General features: G+C 68.4%; 18 protein-coding genes. 4 read left to right on the top strand and 14 right to left on the bottom strand.

The window, feature by feature from the left end; all coding sequences use genetic code 11:
• Positions 1 to 61 precede the first annotated feature (61 nt).
• Positions 62 to 1,234 (top strand): FAD-dependent monooxygenase, encoded by a 1,173-nt coding sequence (locus tag ACTVZP_RS03410; RefSeq protein ID WP_443210679.1) that lies wholly within the window; start codon positions 62 to 64, stop codon positions 1,232 to 1,234.
• Between the two features lie 39 nt (positions 1,235 to 1,273).
• On the opposite strand, the gene ACTVZP_RS03415 is transcribed toward ACTVZP_RS03410, so the two are convergent.
• The 3 genes from ACTVZP_RS03415 to ACTVZP_RS03425 all read right to left on the bottom strand — a co-directional run bounded on the left by ACTVZP_RS03415 (position 1,274) and on the right by ACTVZP_RS03425 (position 3,133).
• Entirely contained in the window at positions 1,274 to 1,660 is a 387-nt protein-coding gene (locus tag ACTVZP_RS03415; RefSeq protein ID WP_443210895.1) for a PaaI family thioesterase, read from the bottom strand.
• Positions 1,661 to 1,932: 272 nt separating this feature from the next.
• Entirely contained in the window at positions 1,933 to 2,712 is a 780-nt protein-coding gene (gene xth, locus ACTVZP_RS03420; protein WP_443210680.1) for an exodeoxyribonuclease III, read from the bottom strand.
• 94 nt (positions 2,713 to 2,806) lie between these two features.
• Positions 2,807 to 3,133: a HesB/IscA family protein gene (locus ACTVZP_RS03425; RefSeq protein WP_443210681.1), complete on the bottom strand. Its 327-nt coding sequence runs from the start codon at positions 3,131 to 3,133 to the stop codon at positions 2,807 to 2,809.
• Positions 3,134 to 3,207: 74 nt separating this feature from the next.
• Between ACTVZP_RS03425 and ACTVZP_RS03430 the strand changes: the two genes are divergently transcribed.
• The gene (locus ACTVZP_RS03430; RefSeq protein ID WP_443210896.1) at positions 3,208 to 4,344 is read left to right on the top strand and encodes a deoxyguanosinetriphosphate triphosphohydrolase; all 1,137 of its coding nucleotides are present in this window, start codon (positions 3,208 to 3,210) and stop codon (positions 4,342 to 4,344) included.
• A 258-nt stretch (positions 4,345 to 4,602) separates the two neighbouring features.
• Positions 4,603 to 5,571 carry a YihY/virulence factor BrkB family protein gene (locus ACTVZP_RS03435; RefSeq protein WP_443210682.1) on the top strand — a complete coding sequence of 323 codons (969 nt, stop codon included), beginning with the start codon at positions 4,603 to 4,605 and terminating at the stop codon, positions 5,569 to 5,571.
• Positions 5,572 to 5,611: 40 nt separating this feature from the next.
• Here the strand turns inward: ACTVZP_RS03435 and ACTVZP_RS03440 are convergent, their stop codons facing one another.
• The 10 genes from ACTVZP_RS03440 to ACTVZP_RS03485 all read right to left on the bottom strand — a co-directional run bounded on the left by ACTVZP_RS03440 (position 5,612) and on the right by ACTVZP_RS03485 (position 16,794).
• Positions 5,612 to 6,754 (bottom strand): iron-containing alcohol dehydrogenase, encoded by a 1,143-nt coding sequence (locus ACTVZP_RS03440; RefSeq protein WP_443210683.1) that lies wholly within the window; start codon positions 6,752 to 6,754, stop codon positions 5,612 to 5,614.
• A complete protein-coding gene (glpK, locus tag ACTVZP_RS03445; RefSeq protein ID WP_443210684.1) occupies positions 6,751 to 8,232 on the bottom strand; it encodes a glycerol kinase GlpK in 1,482 nt (493 codons plus the stop codon). The genes ACTVZP_RS03440 and glpK overlap by 4 nt, the downstream gene beginning before the upstream one ends.
• 118 nt (positions 8,233 to 8,350) lie before the next feature.
• A complete protein-coding gene (locus tag ACTVZP_RS03450; protein WP_443210685.1) occupies positions 8,351 to 10,078 on the bottom strand; it encodes an ABC transporter substrate-binding protein in 1,728 nt (575 codons plus the stop codon).
• A gap of 43 nt (positions 10,079 to 10,121) precedes the next feature.
• Positions 10,122 to 10,394, bottom strand: a complete 273-nt coding sequence (locus ACTVZP_RS03455) for a DUF2160 domain-containing protein (protein ID WP_443210686.1) — start codon at positions 10,392 to 10,394, stop codon at positions 10,122 to 10,124.
• 1 nt (position 10,395) lies between these two features.
• A complete protein-coding gene (locus ACTVZP_RS03460) occupies positions 10,396 to 11,199 on the bottom strand; it encodes a carbohydrate ABC transporter permease (RefSeq protein WP_443210687.1) in 804 nt (267 codons plus the stop codon).
• 160 nt (positions 11,200 to 11,359) lie between these two features.
• Positions 11,360 to 12,232 (bottom strand): carbohydrate ABC transporter permease, encoded by an 873-nt coding sequence (locus ACTVZP_RS03465; RefSeq protein ID WP_443210688.1) that lies wholly within the window; start codon positions 12,230 to 12,232, stop codon positions 11,360 to 11,362.
• The gene (locus ACTVZP_RS03470) at positions 12,232 to 13,317 is read right to left on the bottom strand and encodes an ABC transporter ATP-binding protein (RefSeq protein ID WP_443210689.1); all 1,086 of its coding nucleotides are present in this window, start codon (positions 13,315 to 13,317) and stop codon (positions 12,232 to 12,234) included. The genes ACTVZP_RS03465 and ACTVZP_RS03470 overlap by 1 nt, the downstream gene beginning before the upstream one ends.
• Before the next feature lie 10 nt (positions 13,318 to 13,327).
• On the bottom strand, positions 13,328 to 14,416 hold the full coding sequence (locus ACTVZP_RS03475; protein WP_443210690.1) for an ABC transporter ATP-binding protein: 1,089 nt from the start codon (positions 14,414 to 14,416) through the stop codon (positions 13,328 to 13,330).
• A 186-nt stretch (positions 14,417 to 14,602) separates the two neighbouring features.
• Positions 14,603 to 16,207 (bottom strand): glycerol-3-phosphate dehydrogenase, encoded by a 1,605-nt coding sequence (glpD, locus tag ACTVZP_RS03480; RefSeq protein WP_443210691.1) that lies wholly within the window; start codon positions 16,205 to 16,207, stop codon positions 14,603 to 14,605.
• A 314-nt stretch (positions 16,208 to 16,521) separates the two neighbouring features.
• Entirely contained in the window at positions 16,522 to 16,794 is a 273-nt protein-coding gene (locus tag ACTVZP_RS03485) for a hypothetical protein (RefSeq protein ID WP_443210692.1), read from the bottom strand.
• A gap of 333 nt (positions 16,795 to 17,127) precedes the next feature.
• On the opposite strand from ACTVZP_RS03485, the gene ACTVZP_RS03490 reads away from it, so the two are divergent.
• On the top strand, positions 17,128 to 17,499 hold the full coding sequence (locus tag ACTVZP_RS03490; RefSeq protein WP_443210693.1) for a hypothetical protein: 372 nt from the start codon (positions 17,128 to 17,130) through the stop codon (positions 17,497 to 17,499).
• 216 nt (positions 17,500 to 17,715) lie between these two features.
• Here ACTVZP_RS03490 and ACTVZP_RS03495 read toward each other — a convergent pair whose 3' ends face one another.
• On the bottom strand, positions 17,716 to 20,049 hold the full coding sequence (locus tag ACTVZP_RS03495; RefSeq protein WP_443210694.1) for a glucose/quinate/shikimate family membrane-bound PQQ-dependent dehydrogenase: 2,334 nt from the start codon (positions 20,047 to 20,049) through the stop codon (positions 17,716 to 17,718).
• Positions 20,050 to 20,404 lie beyond the last annotated feature (355 nt).

Genomic DNA, 20,404 nt, shown 5'->3' on the forward strand with positions numbered 1-20,404 from the left:
CGGGCGCGAAAAATGACGCCGGGCCGAATTGCGGTCCGGCGTTCGCATTTGGAGGACCCCGATGAGCCTGAAGGATGCCGAGGTCACCGTCCTCGGGGCCGGCGTTGCCGGTCTGGCGGTGGCCCGTGCGCTCGCGCTCCGCGGGGCCGAGGTGACGGTGCTGGAGCAGGCCGAGGCGATCCGCGAAGTCGGCGCCGGTCTGCAGATTTCCCCCAACGGCGCGGTGGTGCTGCGCGCGCTCGGCCTCGGTGATGCGCTCGAGGCGGCCTCGATGCGGGCACAGGCGGTCGAGCTGCGCAACGGCGTGGGCGGCGATCTCGTGCTGAAGCTCGATCTGGCGCGGCTGAGGCCGGGGCAGGGGTATCACCTGATGCACCGGGCCGACCTGATCGACCTCCTCGCCGCCGGAGCCCGGGACGCGGGTGTCCACATCCGCCTCCTGCAGAAGATCGAGGCGGTGGATCTCGCCGGGCCACGGCCGCGGCTTGTGACGGCGCAGGGCGCTGAATACACGCCCAACCTCCTCATCGGCGCCGATGGGCTGCATTCGCTGGTGAGGGCGGAACTGAACGGTCCGGCGCAGCCCTTCTTCACCAATCAGGTGGCGTGGCGCACGGTCATTCCGGCGACGCCGGGCGAGCCGGTGGTGGCCGAGGTGCACATGGGCGAGGGGCGCCACCTGGTCAGCTATCCGATGCGCGGCGGGACGCAACGCAACATCGTGGCGGTGGAAGAGCGCCGGCGGTGGGTGCAGGAAGGATGGAACCTTCGCGACGATCCGGTAGACCTCCGGCTGGCCTTCTCGAAGTTCAACGGCCGTGTCCGGCACTGGCTCGAGCAGGTGGAGGACGTGTGGCTCTGGGGGCTGTTCCGCCATCCGGTCGCCCATACCTGGTATCGCGGCCATGCCGCCATCCTGGGAGACGCCTCCCATCCCACGCTGCCGTTTCTGGCGCAAGGCGCCAACATGGCGCTCGAAGATGCGTGGGTGCTGGCCGAGTGCCTGTCGCGGCACTCGAACATCAAGGGCGGGCTGGCCGAGTATCAGGCACGGCGGGTGCCGCGCTGCTGCCGCGTCGTGCAGGCCGCCAACAACAACGCCTGGGCCTATCACCTGCGCAGCCCCTTCCGTGAAATCGCCCATGTCGGCCTGCGTCTCGGCTCGCGCCTGCTGCCGGGTCCGACGTTGCGGCGGTTCGACTGGCTCTACGGCTATGACGTGACGGCGGCCTGAGCCCCCGGGCCGAACCGAGCGTCGGCAGGCGGCAGCCTTTCAGCCCGCCTGCTTCTCCGCCTTTCCCGCCATGACCATGATGGTCTGTTGCATGAGCGCGCAGAGGCGCTCGCGCCCCTCGTGCAGGGCCATCACCTCGGCCTTCGTCACGATCAGCGTCCGGCCTGCACGCACCACCTCGCCGCGCGCGATCAACCCGTCGCCATCGGCCGGCGAAAGAAGGTTCATCTTGTATTCGACCGTCAGCACCGAGGCATCCTCGGGCGCCACCGTCATCGCGGCATAACCGGCCGCCGAATCCGCGATCATGCCGACCACGCCGCCATGAATGAAACCGTGCTGCTGCTCGATGCCGGGCCAGTGCGGCAGGTGAATCTCGGTCCGCCCCGTCTCGACAAGGCCGAGCGTTGCCCGCACCAGCGCCATGGCGGGCTGCCGGGCGAAGCTTGCGTGGATGCGGGCGATGGAGGGCGCGACACTGGACATGGGTCGACGCTACGGGTGGCCGCCGCCGACCGTCAACGCGCGCTCCCCGAGACGTTGCGTCATGGAACGGGCGTCTTCACCCGAGACCGGATCGGGCATCGCGCGTCGGGCGGATATCCCGCCTCGCCCTGCGAGCGGATCGCGGCATTGCCCCGCCGGATCGCGTCTCGGCGGGCATCCTGGCGCCCGGCCGGCCTATTCCGCTTCGTCCGTCAGGCGGCGAGCTGCACCCAGACCGGCACGTGGTCCGAAGGCTTCTCGCCTGCCCGCACCTCGCGGTCGATGCGGACATCGGTCATCAGGTCGGCGGCCTGCGGCGACAGTAGCAGGTGGTCGATACGGATGCCGTTGTTCTTCTCCCAGGCGCCGGCCTGATAGTCCCAGAAGCTGTAATGCCCCGGTCCGAAGGTCCGGGTCCGGAAGGCGTCCGTGTATCCGAGGTTCACGATGCGCCTGTAGGCGGCGCGGGTCTCGGGGAGGAAGAGCGCATCCGTCACCCAGACCTCGGGCCGCGCCGCGTCCTCGGGCTGCGGGATCACGTTGTAGTCGCCGGCGAGCACGACGGGCTCCTCGGTGGCGAGCAACTCCTCGGCGCGGCGCTTCATCCGGGCCATCCAGCCGAGCTTGTAGTCGTATTTCGGCCCCGGTGCCGGGTTGCCGTTGGGCAGGTAGAGACCGCAGACCCGCACCGCGCGCTGACCCACCACCGTGGCCTCGATCCAGCGCGCCTGCACGTCCTCGTCATCCCCCGGCAGGCCGCGCGTCACGTCCTCGAGCGGCAGGCGCGACAGGATCGCGACGCCGTTGAAGCCCTTCTGGCCATGGGTTTCCAGATGCCAGCCCCTGTCCTCGAACTGCACGCGCGGAAAGGTCTCGTCGACCGACTTGATCTCCTGCAACAGCACGACGTCGGGAGAGGCGGCCTCGAGCCAGCCCGAAAGCGCCTCGATCCGCGCCTTGATGCCGTTGATGTTGAAGGTGGCGATCTTCATGGGCGCTCCTCGTGCGCTGAGGTCGGTGAGGGCGCATGCGCCGCAGGGCGAAGCGGGCGCCGGGGCGCCCGAAGCCTGGGGAGGCACCCCGGGCTCAGATCGAGAAGGAGGTCCCGCATCCGCAGGAGCTCGTCGCGTTCGGATTGTGGATCACGAAGCGCGAGCCGATCAGCTCGTCGGCATAATCGATCTCGGCATTGGCGAGGAAGGGCAACGAGACCTGGTCGATCAGCACCTTCTGGCCGTCCTTCTCGATCACCAGATCGTCCGAGCCCGGATCGTCGAGCTTTATCTCGTACTGGAAGCCCGAGCAGCCGCCGCCCTCGACGGCGACGCGCAGGGGGCGTGTTTCGCCCGAGGCTTCGGCAATTTCGGCGAGACGGGCAAAGGCCCTGTCGGTCACCCGCGGCGGAAGGTTCATGAGAAACCCCGTGTCAAATCGGTCATGCACCCATATAGGTTGCAGCAAAACAGGTCACAAGAACAGGCAGATTGATGCTGGCGCCCTATGCCTGCCAGCCCGGCGAAAGCCGCGGCCGGCAAAAGCCCGAGAGCATGTCCACCTTCCGCTCGCCCTTCCAGCGGGACCGGGACCGGATCATCCATTCCTCGGCCTTCCGCAGGCTGAAGCACAAGACGCAGGTCTTCGTCGAGCACGAGGGCGATTATTACCGCACGCGGCTCACCCACTCGATCGAAGTGGCGCAGGTTGCACGCACGATCTCGGGCGTGCTGGGCCTGAACACGGATCTGTCCGAATGCATCGCGCTGGCCCACGATCTTGGCCACACGCCCTTCGGCCATACGGGCGAGGATGCGCTGGCGAAGCTGATGGAGCCCTACGGCGGCTTCGACCACAACGCCCAGTGCATGCGGATCGTGACCCGGCTCGAGCGGCACTATGCGGAATTCGACGGGCTGAACCTGACGTGGGAATCGCTCGAGGGCATCGCCAAGCACAATGGCCCGGTGGAGGGCGAGCTTCCCTATGCGCTGGCCGAGGCCAACGCCCAGTGGGATCTGGAACTCCACACCTATGCCTCGGCCGAGGCGCAGGTCGCGGCCATCGCCGATGACGTGGCCTATTCGCACCATGACCTGCACGACGGGCTCCGCTCGGGCCTCTTCACCGAGGCGGACCTGCTGGAACTGCCCGTCACCGCGCCCGCCTTCGAGGAGGTGGACGGCCTCTATCCGGGGCTCGAGCCGATGCGGCGGCGGCACGAGGCGCTGCGCCGCGTCTTCGGACGGATGGTCGAGGATGTGATCGCGGTGGCGCAGGGCCGGCTCGAGGCCGCGCAGCCGAAGTCGGTCGAGGAGATCCGCCAGATGGGCGCGACCGTCATCCGGTTCTCGAAGCCGCTTTATCAGGAACTGAAGGTCATCCGCAGTTTCCTCTTCCACCGGATGTACCGCGCGCCCTCGGTCATGAGGGAGCGGGCGAAGGTGACGCAGGTGGTCAACGATCTCTTCCCGCTCTTCATGCGGCGACCGGAGCTTCTGCCGCAGGAGTGGCGCCGCGACGTCGAGGCGGCGGAGGACGAGACCGCGCTTGCCCGCATCGTCGCCGATTATGTGGCCGGAATGACCGACCGCTTCGCCCTTCAGGAGCATCTGCGCCTCTGCGGTTGAGGCTGCCGGGCCTCCGGCACCCGGTGCGCCGGAGGCCCGCGGCGATCCGCGCCCGGACGGCGGGCGGAACCGGGTCCGGGGGAACCGCGCATCTCGCCGGCAGGCTTGGCCGGCCTCGATCCGGGCCGGCCGGCGCGCCGCGCGCCGCGACCTTCGGGAGCATCCGGTCTGCAGGGCATCCTCCGGCGTCGCGTCCGGCATCGAGATCTTCGGGAACCTCCGGTGCCGCAGGGCGATTTGAGAGGGGAGGAGATCGCCATGCCCGAAGCCACCCCTTCCGAAGCAGGCCGCGGCCGCGAGGCGCGACGCCCGCGCGATATCCCCGTCAAGGGATGGAAGGACATCGCACTCAGGGTCTGGCAGTCCATTGATCAGGACAGGGTGATGCTCGTCGCCGCCGGAGTGACCTTCTATCTCGTGCTGGCGCTCTTTCCGGCCCTTGCGGCCTTCGTGTCTCTCTATGGCCTCTTCGCCGACCCTGCCATCATCGCCGACCAGATGGACTCGCTGCGCGGCGTCCTGCCGGCCGAGGGGCTGGACCTGCTGACGGAACAGCTCCGGACGCTGGCCAGCGGGCAGAGTTCCTCGCTGACCTTCGGCTTCGCCATCTCGTTCCTGATCGCCTTCTGGAGCGCCAATTCCGGCATGAAGGCGCTGATCGAGGCGATGAACATCGCGCATGACGAACGCGAGAAGCGGTCGTTCCTGATGCTGAACCTGCTCTCCTTCGCGCTGACGCTGGGGGCGATGGCGCTTTCGGTGACGATGATCGCGGCTGTCGCCATCGTTCCGGCAGTACTCGCGATCATCGACCTCGGATCCGTGACGACGGCGGTCGTGTGGCTCACGCGGTGGCCGCTCCTGCTGCTCGTGGTCGCGGTGGCCATGGCGGCGCTCTACCGTTGGGCGCCGTCGCGGAAGTCGCCGGACTGGCGCTGGGTCACGTGGGGCAGCGGGATCGCCACGGTGATCTGGCTGCTCGCATCGGTCGCCTTTACCGTCTATCTCGAGAATTTCGCCAACTACAGCGCCACCTATGGCTCGCTGGGTGCGGTGGTGGGCCTGCTGCTCTGGGTCTGGATCGCGGTGATGATCCTGATCGTCGGGGCCGAGATCAATTCCGAGATGGAACATCAGACGGCGCAGGACACGACCATCGGCCCGGACCGGCCGATGGGCCGGCGCGGCGCCGTGATGGCCGATACGCTCGGCGAAAAGGCGGACTAGGTGCGCGCAGGCGTGGCGGACCCGTCGGCTCCGCCGCCGTTCACGCCTGCCGCATCGCCTCGACCAGCGCGGCCTGCGTCAGGCCCACCGGATTACCCTTCATCGAGGACGAGACGGCGGAGGCCTCCGCGACCGCCGCGTGATCTGCGGGATCGAGACCGAGATCGGCGAGCCTCGGCAGGCCTGCCGCACGCACCCACGCCTCCAGCGCCTCCGGAGCCTCGCGCGGCGAGGTTCCCAAGGTCTGACCCAGCAGGCCGCAGACCTCTCCCAGCCGGGCGCGGGCGGTGCTGCCGGGGGCCGAGGCCGCGAGGTTCGCCCGCAGGACGGGCGCGAGCAGCGTTCCGCAGATTGCCCCATGGGCCGCGCCGCTGATCCCGCCGATCACCCCCGCCAGCCCATGGACGGCGCCAAGGCCGCCGTTGGCGAGCGCAAGTCCCCCGCAGAGGCTCACCCAGGCAAGCTCGTCGCGCGAGGTGGCGTCCTCGCCCTTTTCCAGCCGCATCAGGGCCCGCAGCCCCTCGGCGATGGCGGGACGGGTGATGGCATCGGTGAAGGGCGTGGCGCGGGCCGAGACATAGGGTTCTATCACCTGCGTGACCGCATCGAGACCGGATGCAAGCGTCACCCCGGGCGGGCAGCCATCCGTCAGTGCCGGATCGACCAGAGCGATCCGCGCGATCATCCGGTCGTCGCGGAGCGAGACCTTGCGCCGATGCTCGGGCACGCCGATGACCGCGTTCTTCGTCACTTCGCTGCCGGTGCCGGAGGTCGTCGGCAGCGCCACGAAGGGCAGGGGCGGCGCCACGAGCGGCCGCCCTTTGCCCACGACCTCCAGATGCTCCATCGGGCCGTCCGGCGCAGGAACCAGCGCCGCCAGCGCCTTGGCAAGGTCCAGCGTCGCGCCCCCGCCGAGCCCGACGACGACCTCGGGGGCAAAGGCGCGGGCCTGCCCGAGGCTGTCCTCGAGCAGCGCCAGGTCAGGCTCCGCAGGGCAGCCCATGGCCAGAACTTCGCCGCCAAGCGCCTCGATGTCCCGCAGGAGCCAGTCTGCCCGCCCCCCGTTCCGGCCGTGGACGAGGAGGATGCGCCGTCCGAAGCCCGTGACGAGGCCCGCCGCGCGCCCCGCCTCGCCCCGGCCGAAGAGAATGCGCCCCGGCGCCGCGATCCCGAAGGGCGTCATACGTCCATCACCGCGCGCACCGCCCGGCCCCATCGGGCGTATTTCCGTGCCCGCGTGGCCTCGTCCATTGCCGGCTCGAACCGTCGTTCCAGCGCCCAGCCGGCGGCGAATTCCTCGGGGCCCGGGCAGAGGCCCGCCTGCATTCCCGCGAGCCAGGCGGCACCGAGCGCCGTCGTCTCGCGCACCACCGGCCGGTCGACCGGAGCGCCGATGATGTCCGCCAGGAACTGCATGGTCCAGTCGGATGCGGTCATGCCGCCGTCCACCCGCAGCACGCCTTCGGTCCCGGCCTGCCAGTCGGCGCGCATGGCTTCCAGCAGGTCGCGCGTCTGGTAGCCCACGCTCTCCAGCGCGGCGCGCGCGAATTCCTCCGGCCCCGAGTTGCGCGTGAGGCCGAAGACGGCGCCCCGGCTCTCTGGCTTCCACCACGGGGCACCGAGGCCGGTGAAGGCGGGCACGATCACCACGTCCTGCGCCGCGTCCGAGGCCGTGGCGAGCCCGTGCGTCTCGCCGGCCTCGCGGATGATCCTGAGGCCGTCGCGCAGCCACTGGACGACCGCCCCGGCGATGAAGATGGAGCCTTCCAGCGCATAGGTCCGCTTGCCGCCCAGCTGGTAGGCGATGGTCGTGAGAAGCCGCGACCGGCTCGTCACCCGTTCCTCACCCGTGTTCAGGAGCGCGAAGCAGCCGGTGCCATAGGTCGATTTCATCATGCCGGGGTGGAAGCAGGCCTGCCCGCAGGTGGCGGCCTGCTGGTCTCCCGCGACGCCGAGGATGGGGATCTCGCGGCCGAAGAGATCGGCGCGGGTCATCCCGAAGGGTGCCGCGCAATCCATGACCTCGGGCAGCATCGCCATGGGGATGTCGAGGAGCCCGCAGATCTCCTCGTCCCAGACGCCGCGGCCGATGTCGAAGAGCATCGTGCGCGCGGCATTGGTGGCATCGGTCACATGGGCGCGTCCGCCGGTGAGCTTCCAGATGAGGAAACTGTCGACCGTGCCGAACAGAAGATCGCCCCTCCGCGCCCGCTCGCGTGCGCCCTCGACGTGATCGAGCAGCCACTTGACCTTGGTGGCCGAGAAATAGGGATCGAGCAGCAGGCCGGTGCGCTGCGTGATCATGCCCTCGTGACCCGCGGCGCCGAGATCCTGGCAGAGGTCGGCAGTGCGGCGGTCCTGCCAGACAATCGCGTTGTGGATCGGGTGCCCGGTGGCGCGCTCCCAGATCACGACGGTCTCGCGTTGGTTGGTGATGCCGATGGCGGAAAGGCTGCCGTCGATCTCGGCCCGCTCCACCGCCGCGCGCGCCGTCGCCGCGACGCTCGACCAGAGGTCGGAGGGATCGTGCTCCACCCAGCCGGGCCGGGGGTAGATCTGGGGGAATTCCTCCTGCGCCATCGCCTTCAGCGACAGTGACTGGTCGAAGACGATCGCGCGCGACGAGGTGGTGCCCTGATCGATGGCGAGGATGTGGCTCATGTCTGTCTTCCCGGTTCGTCTGCCGAAATGTGCCCGATGGTGCTGCCAACGGGCCGCAACGGCAAGCACCGGGGAGGAAAGGCGCGGGGCAGGCACGACGCCCGCCCCGCCTCTGGGGTCACTGCTGCCAGGATTTGATCAGCTCATCATAGCTGACCGTCTCGGGCTGGGGATCCTCGTTCTCGAGCTTGGCCACCGGCGAACCCGGCTGGTCCAGCCAGTATTGCGCGTCCTGCTCCTCGTTCATCTTCGGACCGAGGTCGCCCTGCACGCCCGCGCGCTCGAGCCGCTCGAGCACCCGTTCCTGCTGCTCGCAGAGCGCGTCCAGCGCCTCCTGCGGCGACTTCGCGCCCGAGGAGGCGTCGCCGATGTTCTGCCACCAGAGCTGCGCGAGCTTCGGATAGTCCGGGATGTTGGTGCCCGTGGGCGACCACTGGACGCGCGCGGGCGAGCGGTAGAACTCGACCAGACCGCCGAGCTTCGGCGCGCGCTCGGTGAAGCTCTCGTGCTGGATCGTGGATTCGCGGATGAAGGTGAGCCCGACGTGGGACTTCTTCACGTCGACCGTCTTCGAGGTCACGAACTGCGCATAGAGCCAGGCCGCCTTGGCGCGATCGACCGGCGTGGACTTCATCAGCGTCCAGGAGCCCGCGTCCTGATAGCCGACCTTCATGCCCTCCTCCCAGTAGGCGCCGTGCGGCGAGGGGGCCATGCGCCACTTGGGCGTGCCGTCCTCGTTCAGCACGGCCTTGGCGCCGTCGCCCACCATGTCGGCGGTGAAGGCGGTGTACCAGAACATCTGCTGGGCGATGTCGCCCTGCGCCGGCACCGGCCCCGCCTCCGAGAAGGTCATGCCCGCGGCCGCGGGCGGCGTGTAGTTCTTCAGCCAGTCGATGTACTTGGTGATCGCATAGACCGCCGCCGCGTCGTTGGTGGCCCCGCCGCGGGTCACGCAGGAGCCCACGGGCTGCGAGTTCTCGTTGACGCGGATGCCCCATTCGTCGACGGGCAGGCCGTTCGGTTCGCCCTTGTCGCCCATGCCGGCCATCGACATCCAGGCATCGGTGAAGCGCCAGCCGAGGCTCGGGTCCTTCTTGCCGTAGTCCATGTTGCCATAGACGCTCGCGGGCCCGCCCATGTAGCTCATGTCGCGGCCGGTGAAGAACTCGGCGATGTCCTCGTAGGCCGACCAGTTGACCGGCACGCCGAGGTCGTAGCCGTACTTCTCCTTGAAGTCGGCCTTCGTCTTCTCGTCGTTGAACCAGTCGTAGCGGAACCAGTAGAGGTTCGCGAACTGCTGGTCGGGCAGCTGGTAGACCTGCCCGTCGGGGCCGGTGGTGAACTTCAGCCCGATGAAGTCGGGCAGGTCGAGGTTCGGGTTGGTGACATCCTTGCCCTCGCCCTCCATCCACTCGGTCAGGCTGCGGGCCTGCTGGTAGCGCCAGTGGGTGCCGATCAGGTCGCTGTCGTTGATGTAGGCGTCGTAGATGTTCTCGCCCGACTGCATCTGCGTCTGCAGCTTTTCCACCACGTCGCCCTCGCCGATCAGGTCGTGGGTGACGTTGATGCCGGTGATCTTCGAGAAGGCCGGGGCGAGCACCTTGGCTTCGTATTCATGCGTGGTGATGGTCTCGGAGACCACCTTGATGTCCATTCCGGCCATCGGCGCGGCGGCGTCGATGAACCACTGCATCTCGGCCTCCTGTTCCTCGCGCGAGAGCGTGGACATGTCGCCGATCTCGGCATCGAGGAACTGTGCCGCCGCCTCCATGTCCGCCTGCGCCGGCGGGGCGCCGAGCGCCATCAGCGCGAGCGCCATCGCCGTGGCTGTCTTTCCGTATCTCATGTTCAGTCTCCTCCCAAAGACTCTGGTTGTGGATTGCGCCTGCCTAGACCCAGCGGAACACGGCCGCGGCGTAGATCAGGCACAGGATCAGCGCGCCCCAGAGCGGTGCGCCGAAGAAGAAGAGCCAGCCCAGACAGAGGAAGGCCGACCCGAGAAGCGTGATGAAGAGACGGTCGCCGCGCGTCGTCTCGATGGTGAGGATCCCCCGCCGCGGCGTCTCGGGCCGCAGGAGGGCCAGCGCCGTCATCAGGATCAGGAGCGCCGCGATGGCGCCGAAGAAGGCGGCCGTGGGCCAGGTCCATGCCATCCAGGCCATGTCACACCCTCCCCAGGGCGAAGCCCTTGGCGATGTAGTTGCGCACGAACCAGATCACGAGCCCGCCGGGGATCAGCGTCAACACCCCGGCCGCGGCAAGCACTCCCCAGTCGAGGCCCGAGGCCGAGACGGTGCGCGTCATCGTGGCCGCGATGGGCTTGGCATTGACCGAGGTCAGCGTGCGGCTCAGCAGCAGTTCGACCCAGGAGAACATGAAGCAGAAGAACGCAGCCACCCCGACGCCGCTCGCGATCAGCGGCATGAAGATCTTCACGAAGAAGCGCGGGAAGGAATAGCCGTCGATATAGGCGGTCTCGTCGATCTCCTTCGGCACGCCCGACATGAACCCCTCGAGGATCCAGACCGCGAGCGGCACGTTGAAGAGGCAATGCGCCAGCGCGACGGCGATGTGGGTGTCGAACAGGCCCACCGAGGAATAGAGCTGGAAGAAGGGCAGGGCGAAGACCGCGGGCGGCGCCATGCGGTTCGTGAGCAGCCAGAAGAACAGGTGCTTGTCGCCGAGGAAGCGGTAGCGCGAGAAGGCATAGGCCGCGGGCAGGGCGACCGTGATCGAGATCACCGTGTTCATGACCACGTAGATCAGCGAGTTGACATAGCCCATGTACCAGGACGGGTCGGTGAGGATCGTCCGGTAGTTCCCGAAGGTCAGGTCGTGCGGCCAGAGCGTGAAGCTGCGCGTGATCTCGACATTGGTCTTCAGGCTCATGTTGACCAGCCAGTAGACCGGCACCATCAGGAAGAGCAGGTAGAGCACCATCACGAGCGCGGATCCGGGGCGCTTCATGGCCGCACTCCCTGTCCTAAGTCGCGCCCTGTCGTGCGGCCGTGAGCGTGCGACCCTGTCGCAGTCCGGTGCCATTCCGCCGCGGCGGCCGTTCGACCGGCGCGCGGCGAGGGCGGATGCGCGCCGCACCGGACGGCGGGATCAATGGCAGCGAAGGGCGTCATTGGCGGTCCTCGCGGTCGAGATTGGTCATGACGGTATAGAACACCCACGAGATCAGCAGGATGACGAGGAAGTAGATGATCGAGAAGGCGGCGGCCGGGCCGAGGTCGAACTGGCCGATCGCCATCTTCACGAGGTCGATCGACAGGAAGGTGGTCGAGTTGCCGGGTCCGCCGCCGGTCACCACGAAGGGCTCGGTGTAGATCATGAAGCTGTCCATGAAGCGCAGCAGCACCGCGATCAGCAGCACGCCCCGCATCTTGGGCAGCTCGATGTAGCGGAACACGGCCCAGCGGCTGGCCTGGTCGATCTTGGCGGCCTGATAATAGGCTTCGGGGATGGACTGGAGCCCGGCATAGCAGAGCAGCGCCACCAGCGAGGTCCAGTGCCAGACGTCCATCACGATCACCGTGGCCCAGGCGTCGAGCCAGTCGTTCGTGTAGTTGTAGTCCACCCCCAGCGCCGTCAGCGTCCGCCCGAGCAGACCGATGTCCACCCGGCCGAAGATCTGCCAGATCGTGCCCACGACGTTGAAGGGAATGAGCAGCGGCATCGCCATCAGGATGAGGCAGAGGCTCGACCAGAAACCCTTCTTGGGCATGTTGAGCGCGACGAAGATGCCGAGCGGCACCTCGATGGCGAGGATGATCGCGGTGAAGAGTACCTGCCGGCCGAGGGCCGCATGGATGCGGTCCGAGGTCACCGTATCCTCGAACCACTCGAGGCCGGCCCAGAAGAACTCGTTGCGCCCGAACGTGTCCTGAACGGAATAGTTGACCACCGTCATCAGTGGAATGACCGCCGAGAAGGCCACCAGCACCAGCACCGGCAGGACGAGGAACCAGGCGCGGTTGTTCCAGGTCTTCTCCATCACGCAGCCCTCCGGGCGCCGACGGGCAGCACGCGCCAGTCGTCCGCATAGACGTTGATCTTCTCGGGGGCGAGTTGCAGGAAGGCCGGCCCCGTGGCCGCGGGCCTGTCCTCGGGCAGCAGGAGATTGACCGGCTGCCCGAAGGCCTCACCCCGCAGGATGCGGTGGCGGCCCACGTCCTCGACGCGGGTGATGGTGGCCGGCAGGCCCTCGTCGGCCAGCGAGACGAATTCGGGCCGGATGCCGATCTGTACCCGCCCGCCGGTGGCGGGGTAGGCGGCGCCAAGCGGGACAGGATGCCCCATGACGCGCGCGACCATGCCATCAACCTCGGCCTCGAAGAGGTTCATCCCGGGCGAGCCGATGAAATAGCCGACGAAGGTGTGCTCGGGCGTCTCGAAGAGTTCCTCGGGCGTGCCGGTCTGGACGACACGCCCCTCGTGCATCACCACGACGCGGTCCGCGAAGGTCAGAGCCTCGGTCTGGTCGTGGGTGACGTAGATCATCGTGTGACCGAACTCGCGGTGAAGCTGCTTCAGCTGCGTCCTGAGTTCCCATTTCATGTGCGGGTCGATCACGGTCAGCGGCTCGTCGAAGAGGATCGCGTTCACGTCCTCGCGCACCATGCCGCGTCCGAGGCTGATCTTCTGCTTCGCATCGGCGGTCAGCCCGCGCGCGCGGGTATCGAGCGCGCCTTCCATCCCGATCATCCGGGCGATCTGGCCCACGCGCGCCTCGACATAGGCCGCGTCGCGTCCGCGGTTCCTGAGCGGGAAGGCCAGGTTCTCGCGCACGGTCATCGTGTCGTAGACCACCGGGAACTGGAACACCTGCGCGATGTTGCGCGCGGCCGTCGGGGAACGCGTCACGTCGGTCTCGCCGAAGAGCACGCGCCCGCGGCTCGGGCGCAGGAGGCCCGAGATGATGTTCAGAAGCGTGGTCTTGCCGCAACCCGAGGCGCCGAGCAGCGCATAGGCGCCGCCGTCCTGCCAGACGTGGTCCATTTCCTTCAGCGCGAAGTCGTCCTCGCCCCGCGGCTTCGGCAGGTAGCTGTGGGCGAGGTTCGAGAGGGTGATGCGTGCCATCCGTGCCTCCTCAGGCCGCGAGCGCATAGGCCGCGGGGGCGGCCAGCGCGCCTTCGGCATCGAAGAGGTAGACATGCGCCGGATCGAGCCAGACCGACACCTCGCTCCCCGCGGCGATCTCGTGCACGCCGGGCACCAGACCCACCCACCGGTCCGGCCCGTGCGCGAGATGCAGGAAGGTCTCGGAGCCGGTGATCTCGGTCGCGACGATCCGGCAGGTGAAGTCCACCGCGCTGCCCGAATGACGGTTCAGCGCGAGGTGGTTCGCCCGGAACCCCGCCCGGTAGTCGCCGTCGGGAAGCTGCGCGAAGCCCCCCTCGGCCGGGGCATTGGCCAGGTGGCCGAAGTTCAGCCGGTGCCCGGACTTGGTGACCGGCAGGAAGTTCATCGGGGGATCCGAGAAGACCCTCGCCGTCGTGGCATCCACCGGCCGCCGATAGACCTGCGGCGTCGGCCCGAACTGCGTCACGCGCCCCTCCCAGAGGGTCGCCGTGTTGCCCCCGAGCAGCAGCGCCTCCTCGGGCTCGGTCGTGGCATAGACGAAGATCGCGCCCGAGGCCTCGAAGATCCTCGGGATCTCGAGCCGCAGTTCCTCGCGCAGCTTGTAGTCGAGGTTGGCCAGCGGTTCGTCCAGCAGCACGAGACCCGCGCCCTTGACCAGCGCCCGCGCCAGCGCGCAGCGCTGCTGCTGGCCGCCCGACAGTTCCAGCGGCCGGCGCTTCAGCATGGGCGTCAGCTTCAGCATCTCGGCCACCGCGCGCACCTCGCGGTCGATCTCGGCCCTTGCGCGGCCCATCAGCCGCAGAGGCGAGGCGATGTTCTCGTAGACGCTCATCGAGGGGTAGTTGATGAACTGCTGGTAGACCATGGCGACGCGGCGGTCCTGCACCCGGACGCCGGTCACGTCGCGTCCGTCCCAGAGGATGCGCCCCGAACTGGGCAGGTCGAGGCCGGCCATCAGCCGCATGAGGCTGGTCTTGCCCGCAAGCGTAGGGCCGAGCAGCACGTTCATCGTGCCGCCTTCCAGCACGAGATCCGTCGGATGGATGTGCATCCGTCCGCTGACCGCGCGCGAAACCCTCTGGAACTCCAGCGTCATTCTCCCCCCTGACTTCCCCGCCGGCTGCCGCCGGATCTTCTGCCCCTCCGGGCCGCCCCTCCTCGGGCGGTCCTTCGGCGACGATGCCGGACCGGCTCTCGCTTGTCCGCCCCCGACCTGTCCGGCCGGGTGGTTACCCGGCCTCCGCCTCTGGCCGCCGCGCCCGTCACCGGCGCGCGGCCTGCGTCAGCTCGCCCCGGCCAACCCCGCGGCCTGCGCGCCGGCCGCGCCGGACACGTCCCTCATCCAGCCGTCCAGCGCCGCGATTTCCTCTGCCGACATCCGGAGGCCGAGCTTGCTGCGCCGCCAGACCACATCCTCGGCCCTCAGCGCGTATTCGTGCCGCATCAGCCAGCGCACCTCGGCTTCGGTCAGCGTAGCACCGAAGTCCTGCCCGAGATCAAGCGCGTTGCGCGCCAATCCGAGCAGATTCCGCGCATCGGTCCCATAGGCGCGGACGAGCCGCATGGCCCAGCGGTCGGTGAGGAACGGGAAGTCGCGCAGCAGCCCCTCGGCCAGCGCCGATGCCCCGTCCCACGGAAAATCGCCGCCCGGCAGGGCCACCCCCGCGGTCCAGGAGCCGCCGGCCTCCGGGAAGAAGGGCGCAAGCTTCGTCATCGCGCTTTCCGCGAGCCGCCTGTAGGTCGTGATCTTTCCGCCGAAGACATTCAGCAGCGGCGCCCCCTGCCGGTCGATCGACAGCACGTAATCCCGCGTTGCGGCCGTGGCCGAGTGTGCCCCGTCGTCGTGCAGGGGCCGGACGCCGGAATAGGTCCAGACGATGTCGTCCCGCGTCACGGGGCGGGCGAAGTAGTCCGAGGCGAAGGCGCAGAGATAGTCCTGCTCCTCGGGCGTGCAGCGCGCCTCGTCAGGCGCCCCCCGGTGATCCTGGTCCGTGGTGCCGATCAGGGTGAAATCCGTCTCGTAGGGAATGGCGAAGATGATCCGCCCGTCCTTGCCCTGGAAGAAGTAGCAGCGGTCGTGATCGAAGAGCCGCCGGGTGACCATGTGGCTGCCACGGACGAGGCGCACGTTCTCGCGCGTGGGCAGGTGGAGCTTTTCGCGGATGATGCGCGCCACCCAGGGTCCACCGGCATTGACCAGCGCACGGGCGAGATGCTCGCGGCGACCTTCGCGGCCTTCCGTCGTCACGCGCCAGAGATCGCCCTGCCGCTCGGCCGAGACCACCTCGGTCCGGGTCAGGATCGTGGCCCCCCTGCGCTCGGCGTCGCGCGCGTTCAGCACCACTAGACGGGAGTCCTCGACCCAGCAGTCGGAATACTCCCAGCCGCGGGTGAAGCGCGGCTTAAGCGGTGCCCCGGCCGGATCCTTGGTCAGATCGACGGGCCGTGCCGGCGGTAGGATCCGGCGGCCGCCGAGGCGGTCGTAGGTCTCGAGCGCGAGGCGGATGAGCCAGGCGGGCCGGCGCCCCTTCATCCAGGGCATGAGGCGCCCGAGGATCCTTGCCGTGGGCGTGTCGCCCGCGAACCGCATCTCGGGCTGCCAGGGCAGGACGAAGCGCATGGGCCAGGAGATGTGCGGCATGGCTACGAGCAGCGTCTCGCGCTCTTCCAGCGCCTCGCGCACGAGGCGGAACTCGAAATACTCGAGGTAGCGCAGCCCGCCGTGGAAGAGCTTTGTGGAAGCAGAGGACGTCGCCTGCGCCAGATCCCCCATCTCGGCGAGGGTGACGCGCAGCCCGCGGCCCGCGGCGTCGCGGGCTATGCCGCAGCCGTTGATCCCGCCCCCGATGATGAAGAGATCGACCGGCTCCGTGCCAGTCCCGCGCATGGTCACTTGCTGTCCTCCGTCCGTCCTCGGAGGGAGCCCGACCTGCGGCGTTTTGTCAATGAGGATTTTCGATTTTGCGCGCTTGGCGAGCGAAGCGAACATTTCCTCGCGCGAGCGGGAGCCATCATGCCAGAAGCGACGACAGGCACCAGCTGTCCGAGAGTGTCGGAGCCGCTGGCGCGTGCTCGGGTGCTGCCTTGCGCGCGACTCCGGTGAGGGGTCGTCCCCGCATCCTGACTGACCGCGCCCTCCAGAACGGAAAGTGCCGGCCACCGTCCAAGGCGACCGGCCCATCTTGTGCGATCCGGAAGAAATCAGTCGGCCGGGGCCGTCGTGGGAGGAGCGGGCGCGTTGTCGGCGCCTACGGGACCGTCGCCGACGCTGCCGCGTGCCGGATCCGCTTCCGTCTCTCCGGAGCGACCGTCGATCAGCACGTCCGCGTCCCTTGGCGCGTTGCCTTCGACCGCTTCGTATCCCAACCACCAGATCAGGTAGCCAAGGGCGAAGACGAGAACGACGGCAATGCCGATCAGCGGACCCCGGTGACGGCGCTTCTGCTTCTCGAGGTCCTTTTCGGATGCGGACATGCACGGCTCCTTCAGGCTGCGCCGGCGCAGGCCGGCAATCGGCGGTCAACCTGCGGATACGGGCAAGGTTCCCGACCGGCAGCGAGCACCGACCGGGCGCGTTTCGGAAGCCCGACGGCGGGCCGCGCTGCGCCGACAGGTCAAGCGATGGCCTCGCTGGTCCACCGTGCCGGAGGCGCCCTTCGCGACGATGACCAGCCTCGACGCGGGCCGCGCGTCGCAGGCTTCGGCTGCGCGCGCTCTGCGACCTCGCGAAGGTTCAGCCTCGCGGCCGTGCTGGAACAACGGCCCGACGTGCCGGTTCCGCGTCGAGAAAAACAACAGGAGCTTCCGATGGTCCAGCAAAGGTCCGACCGCCCGGCGCGCGATGGCGCGCAGTCGCGGCAGTCGTCGCGGGGCGAAACGACCGCCCGCCTCCGCCATGACATCGACCGTGGCGGAACCGGGGACAAGGTCCCGTTCATGGACCCGGCGGCCGCGCCCCTCGGGACTGATGACGAGGCTGCGGGTACCTCGCCCACGCCCGATCAGATCGCTCATGCGCGGGAGATGGAGACGCGGAACGTGGAGAATTCGTCCAACGCCTCCGCACGGCCTCGGACCGTGGGCGAACTGGCCGGGAACCAGACCCGCAGAGGTCTCCGGCCGATCCTCATCTTCGGCGCGGTGATGGTTCTGGTGGTGATCGTGGCGATCGCGCTCTGAGCCTGCGGGTTCACCGAGTCCGTTGCCGCCTCGCCGGCAAAGGATGACGCTGAACTGTCACTTTCCGCACCGAGCGTAGTGCCGGCTCGCGCTGGCAAGCAATCACGAGGGACCCAAAGGTTCACAATGGAAGGCGCAGCTTCCGGCCTGACCCCGTGTCCATGACCGGCGACGACGGCGGTTCGCGCCGCTGACCGTCGCCGTCCGACCCCCGGTTCAATCCGGCAGTGCATAGGCGATGACGTAGTCGCCCGGTTTCGTGCCGACGGATCCGTGACCTCCCGCCACGATCACGACATACTGCCTGCCGTCCTGCTCGTAGGACATCGGCGTCGACTGGCCACCCGCAGGCAGTCGCGCCTGCCAGAGCTGCTCGCCGGTCGTCAGGTCATAGGCCCGGAAGTAATCGTCGACCGCCGCGCCGAGGAAGGCCACTCCGCCCTTCGTGATGATCGGTCCCCCGATCCCCGGCACGCCGAGCTTGAGGGGCAGGGGCAGGGGCGTCATGTCGCGCACCGTGCCGTTCCTGTGCATCCAGGCGATCTCGCCGCTGCGCAGGTCGGCGCCGGCAACGTAGCCCCACGGCGGGGCCGAGCAGGGCACCTTGAGCGGCCCGAGGAAGGGACCCATGAAGACGCCGTAGGGAGCGCCGTCGTTGCGGTTCAGGCCCTGCTCGCTTGCCGTCTCGTCCGCACCGGGCGGAGGGATGTCCTCGGCCGGCACGAGACGGACGGTGAAGGGCAGGTAGGTGGGCATCCCGAACATCACCATCCGCTCCGGATCCACCGCCACCGATCCCCAGTTGAAGGTGCCGAAATTGCCCGGATAGACGATGGTGCCGTTGAGAGAGGGGGGCGTGTAGCGGCCCTCGTAGTTCAGACGGTGATACTGGATCCGGCAGGCCAGCTGGTCGTAGATCGTCACGCCCCACATGTCCCTCTCGCGCAGGGCGTCGGGCGAGAAGCTGAGCGCGGATACGGGCTGCTCCGGTGCCGGTGTCTCCTCGGGCAAGGCGCCCTCCTGCGGGGCCGGCTCCTGTGACACCGGCAGGATGGGCTCGCCCGTCTCGCGGTTCAGCACGTAGATGTCGCCTTGCTTGGTGGGCTGGACGAGCGCGGGGACGGTCTCGCCCCCGACGTCGAGATCCAGAAGCACCGGCTGCGCGGGCACGTCCATGTCCCACAGATCGTGGTGCACGGTCTGGAACACCCAGGCCTTGCGGCCGGTCCTCACGTCCAGTGCCACGACCGACGAGGAATGTTCCTCGACCGCCGGGGATCGTCCCATCCCCAGCTGATCCGGCACCTGGTTGCCGAGCGGGATGTAGACAAGCCCGCGCTGCTCGTCGACCGAGAAGACCGACCACGAGTTCGGCGAATTCGCGGTGTAGGTCTCGCCGCTCATCCAGTCGATCGGTGCGGTGTTGTCCGGGTTGCCGCTGTCCCAGTTCCACAGAAGCGCGCCCGTGTTGGCGTCGAAGGCCCTGATCACGCCGGACTGCGACCGGATCGAGAAGTTGTCGTTGACCGCGCCGCCGATGATGATGCGTCCGTCCACGGCAACCGGGGGCGAGGTCGAGTAATAGAAGCCCTCGGGCTTGAAGGGCATCCCGTGTTCGAGATGCAGGGTGCCGTTCTCGGCGAAGAAGGTGCAGACCTCTCCCGAAAGTGCGTCGAGCGCGATCAGCCGCGCGTCTGCCGTGGGCAGGTAGACGCGTGCGGCGCAGAGCTCGCCCTCCGTCCGGTTCGAATCCTTCCAGTAGGTGACGCCGCGGCAGGTCTGGTGCTGGCGGTCGGGCTCGAGCCCGGAGTTCGCGTCGAAGCGCCAGGCTTCTTTCCCGGTCGCCGCATCCAGTGCGATGGCAAGGTCGTGAGGGGTGCAGATGTAGAGCCTGTCCCCGATCTTGAGCGGCGTCACCTGATAAGTGGTCTCGGTGACGTCCTGCGGAAGCTTCACGTCGCCGGTCTGGAATTCCCACACCTGCTCCAGTTCCGCCACGTTCTGGACGTTGATCTGCTCGAGCGGCGAGTAGCGCTGGCCCAGCTGCGTGCGGCCGTACTGATGCCATTCGCCCGGGGGAACTGCAGGGCCGAGATCGGGTTCGGGATCGACCACTTCGGTCGTGAGGCGTCCGTCATGTCCCGCCTCGTCGCCGGTCCATGACCAGATGGCCACGCCGATGGCCGCAAGAAGCGGCAGCGCCAGAGGCAGGCCCGGAGCCGGGCGACCGTCGTCGGTCGTGAGCTGTCGGCGCATGAAAGGCAGGTAGAGCCATATACCGAGAAGCACGATGACGCCGCCTCGGGGAATGAGCTGCCACCAGTCGAACCCCACCTCCCAGATCGACCAGACGAGCGCGCCGAGGATCAGCGCCCCGTAGGTCCATTCCGCGGCCGAAGAGCGTCGGAACACCTGCCAGGCCGAAACGAGCATGACGAGGCCGGCGGCGAGGTAGAACCAGCTTCCTCCCAGCGCGGCGAGCCAGGCCCCCGGGATCAGAAGGCCGAGCCCGGCGAGGGCGAGGACGATGGCGGTAAGGGTTGCGATCAAGTTCCGGCTCCTTGGCAGGCGATGTCACCTTGGCAACGGGACCGGTCGCCCGTGGGTTCCAGCAGCTTCATCATCTTCGCCGCAGGTGCGAAGGGTTCGTGGCTGACTCCCGATCCGGCGGTCTCGCGCGTGTCGCGCCTCGACCGGGTTGAAGGTCGGATCGCGGGCAAGAAACTCATGCAGCGAGGAGGAGGGCACCGCGCGCCCGTGCAGCGAAGGGTCGAGCGGGTGCAGTCGAGATGGGGCAGGTGGCCATGCTCCTTCTCCGAAGTCCGGAACTTGCCGTTCCGCATGTTCACGATCCGAAGCCGCCACATGCGCAAGCGAAAGGCGCGCGGGTTGCCCCGCGCGCCTC

This window comes from Rhodobacter sp. NSM (assembly GCF_052244495.1).
In the GTDB taxonomy this organism is placed as follows: Bacteria; Pseudomonadota; Alphaproteobacteria; order Rhodobacterales; family Rhodobacteraceae; genus Cereibacter_A.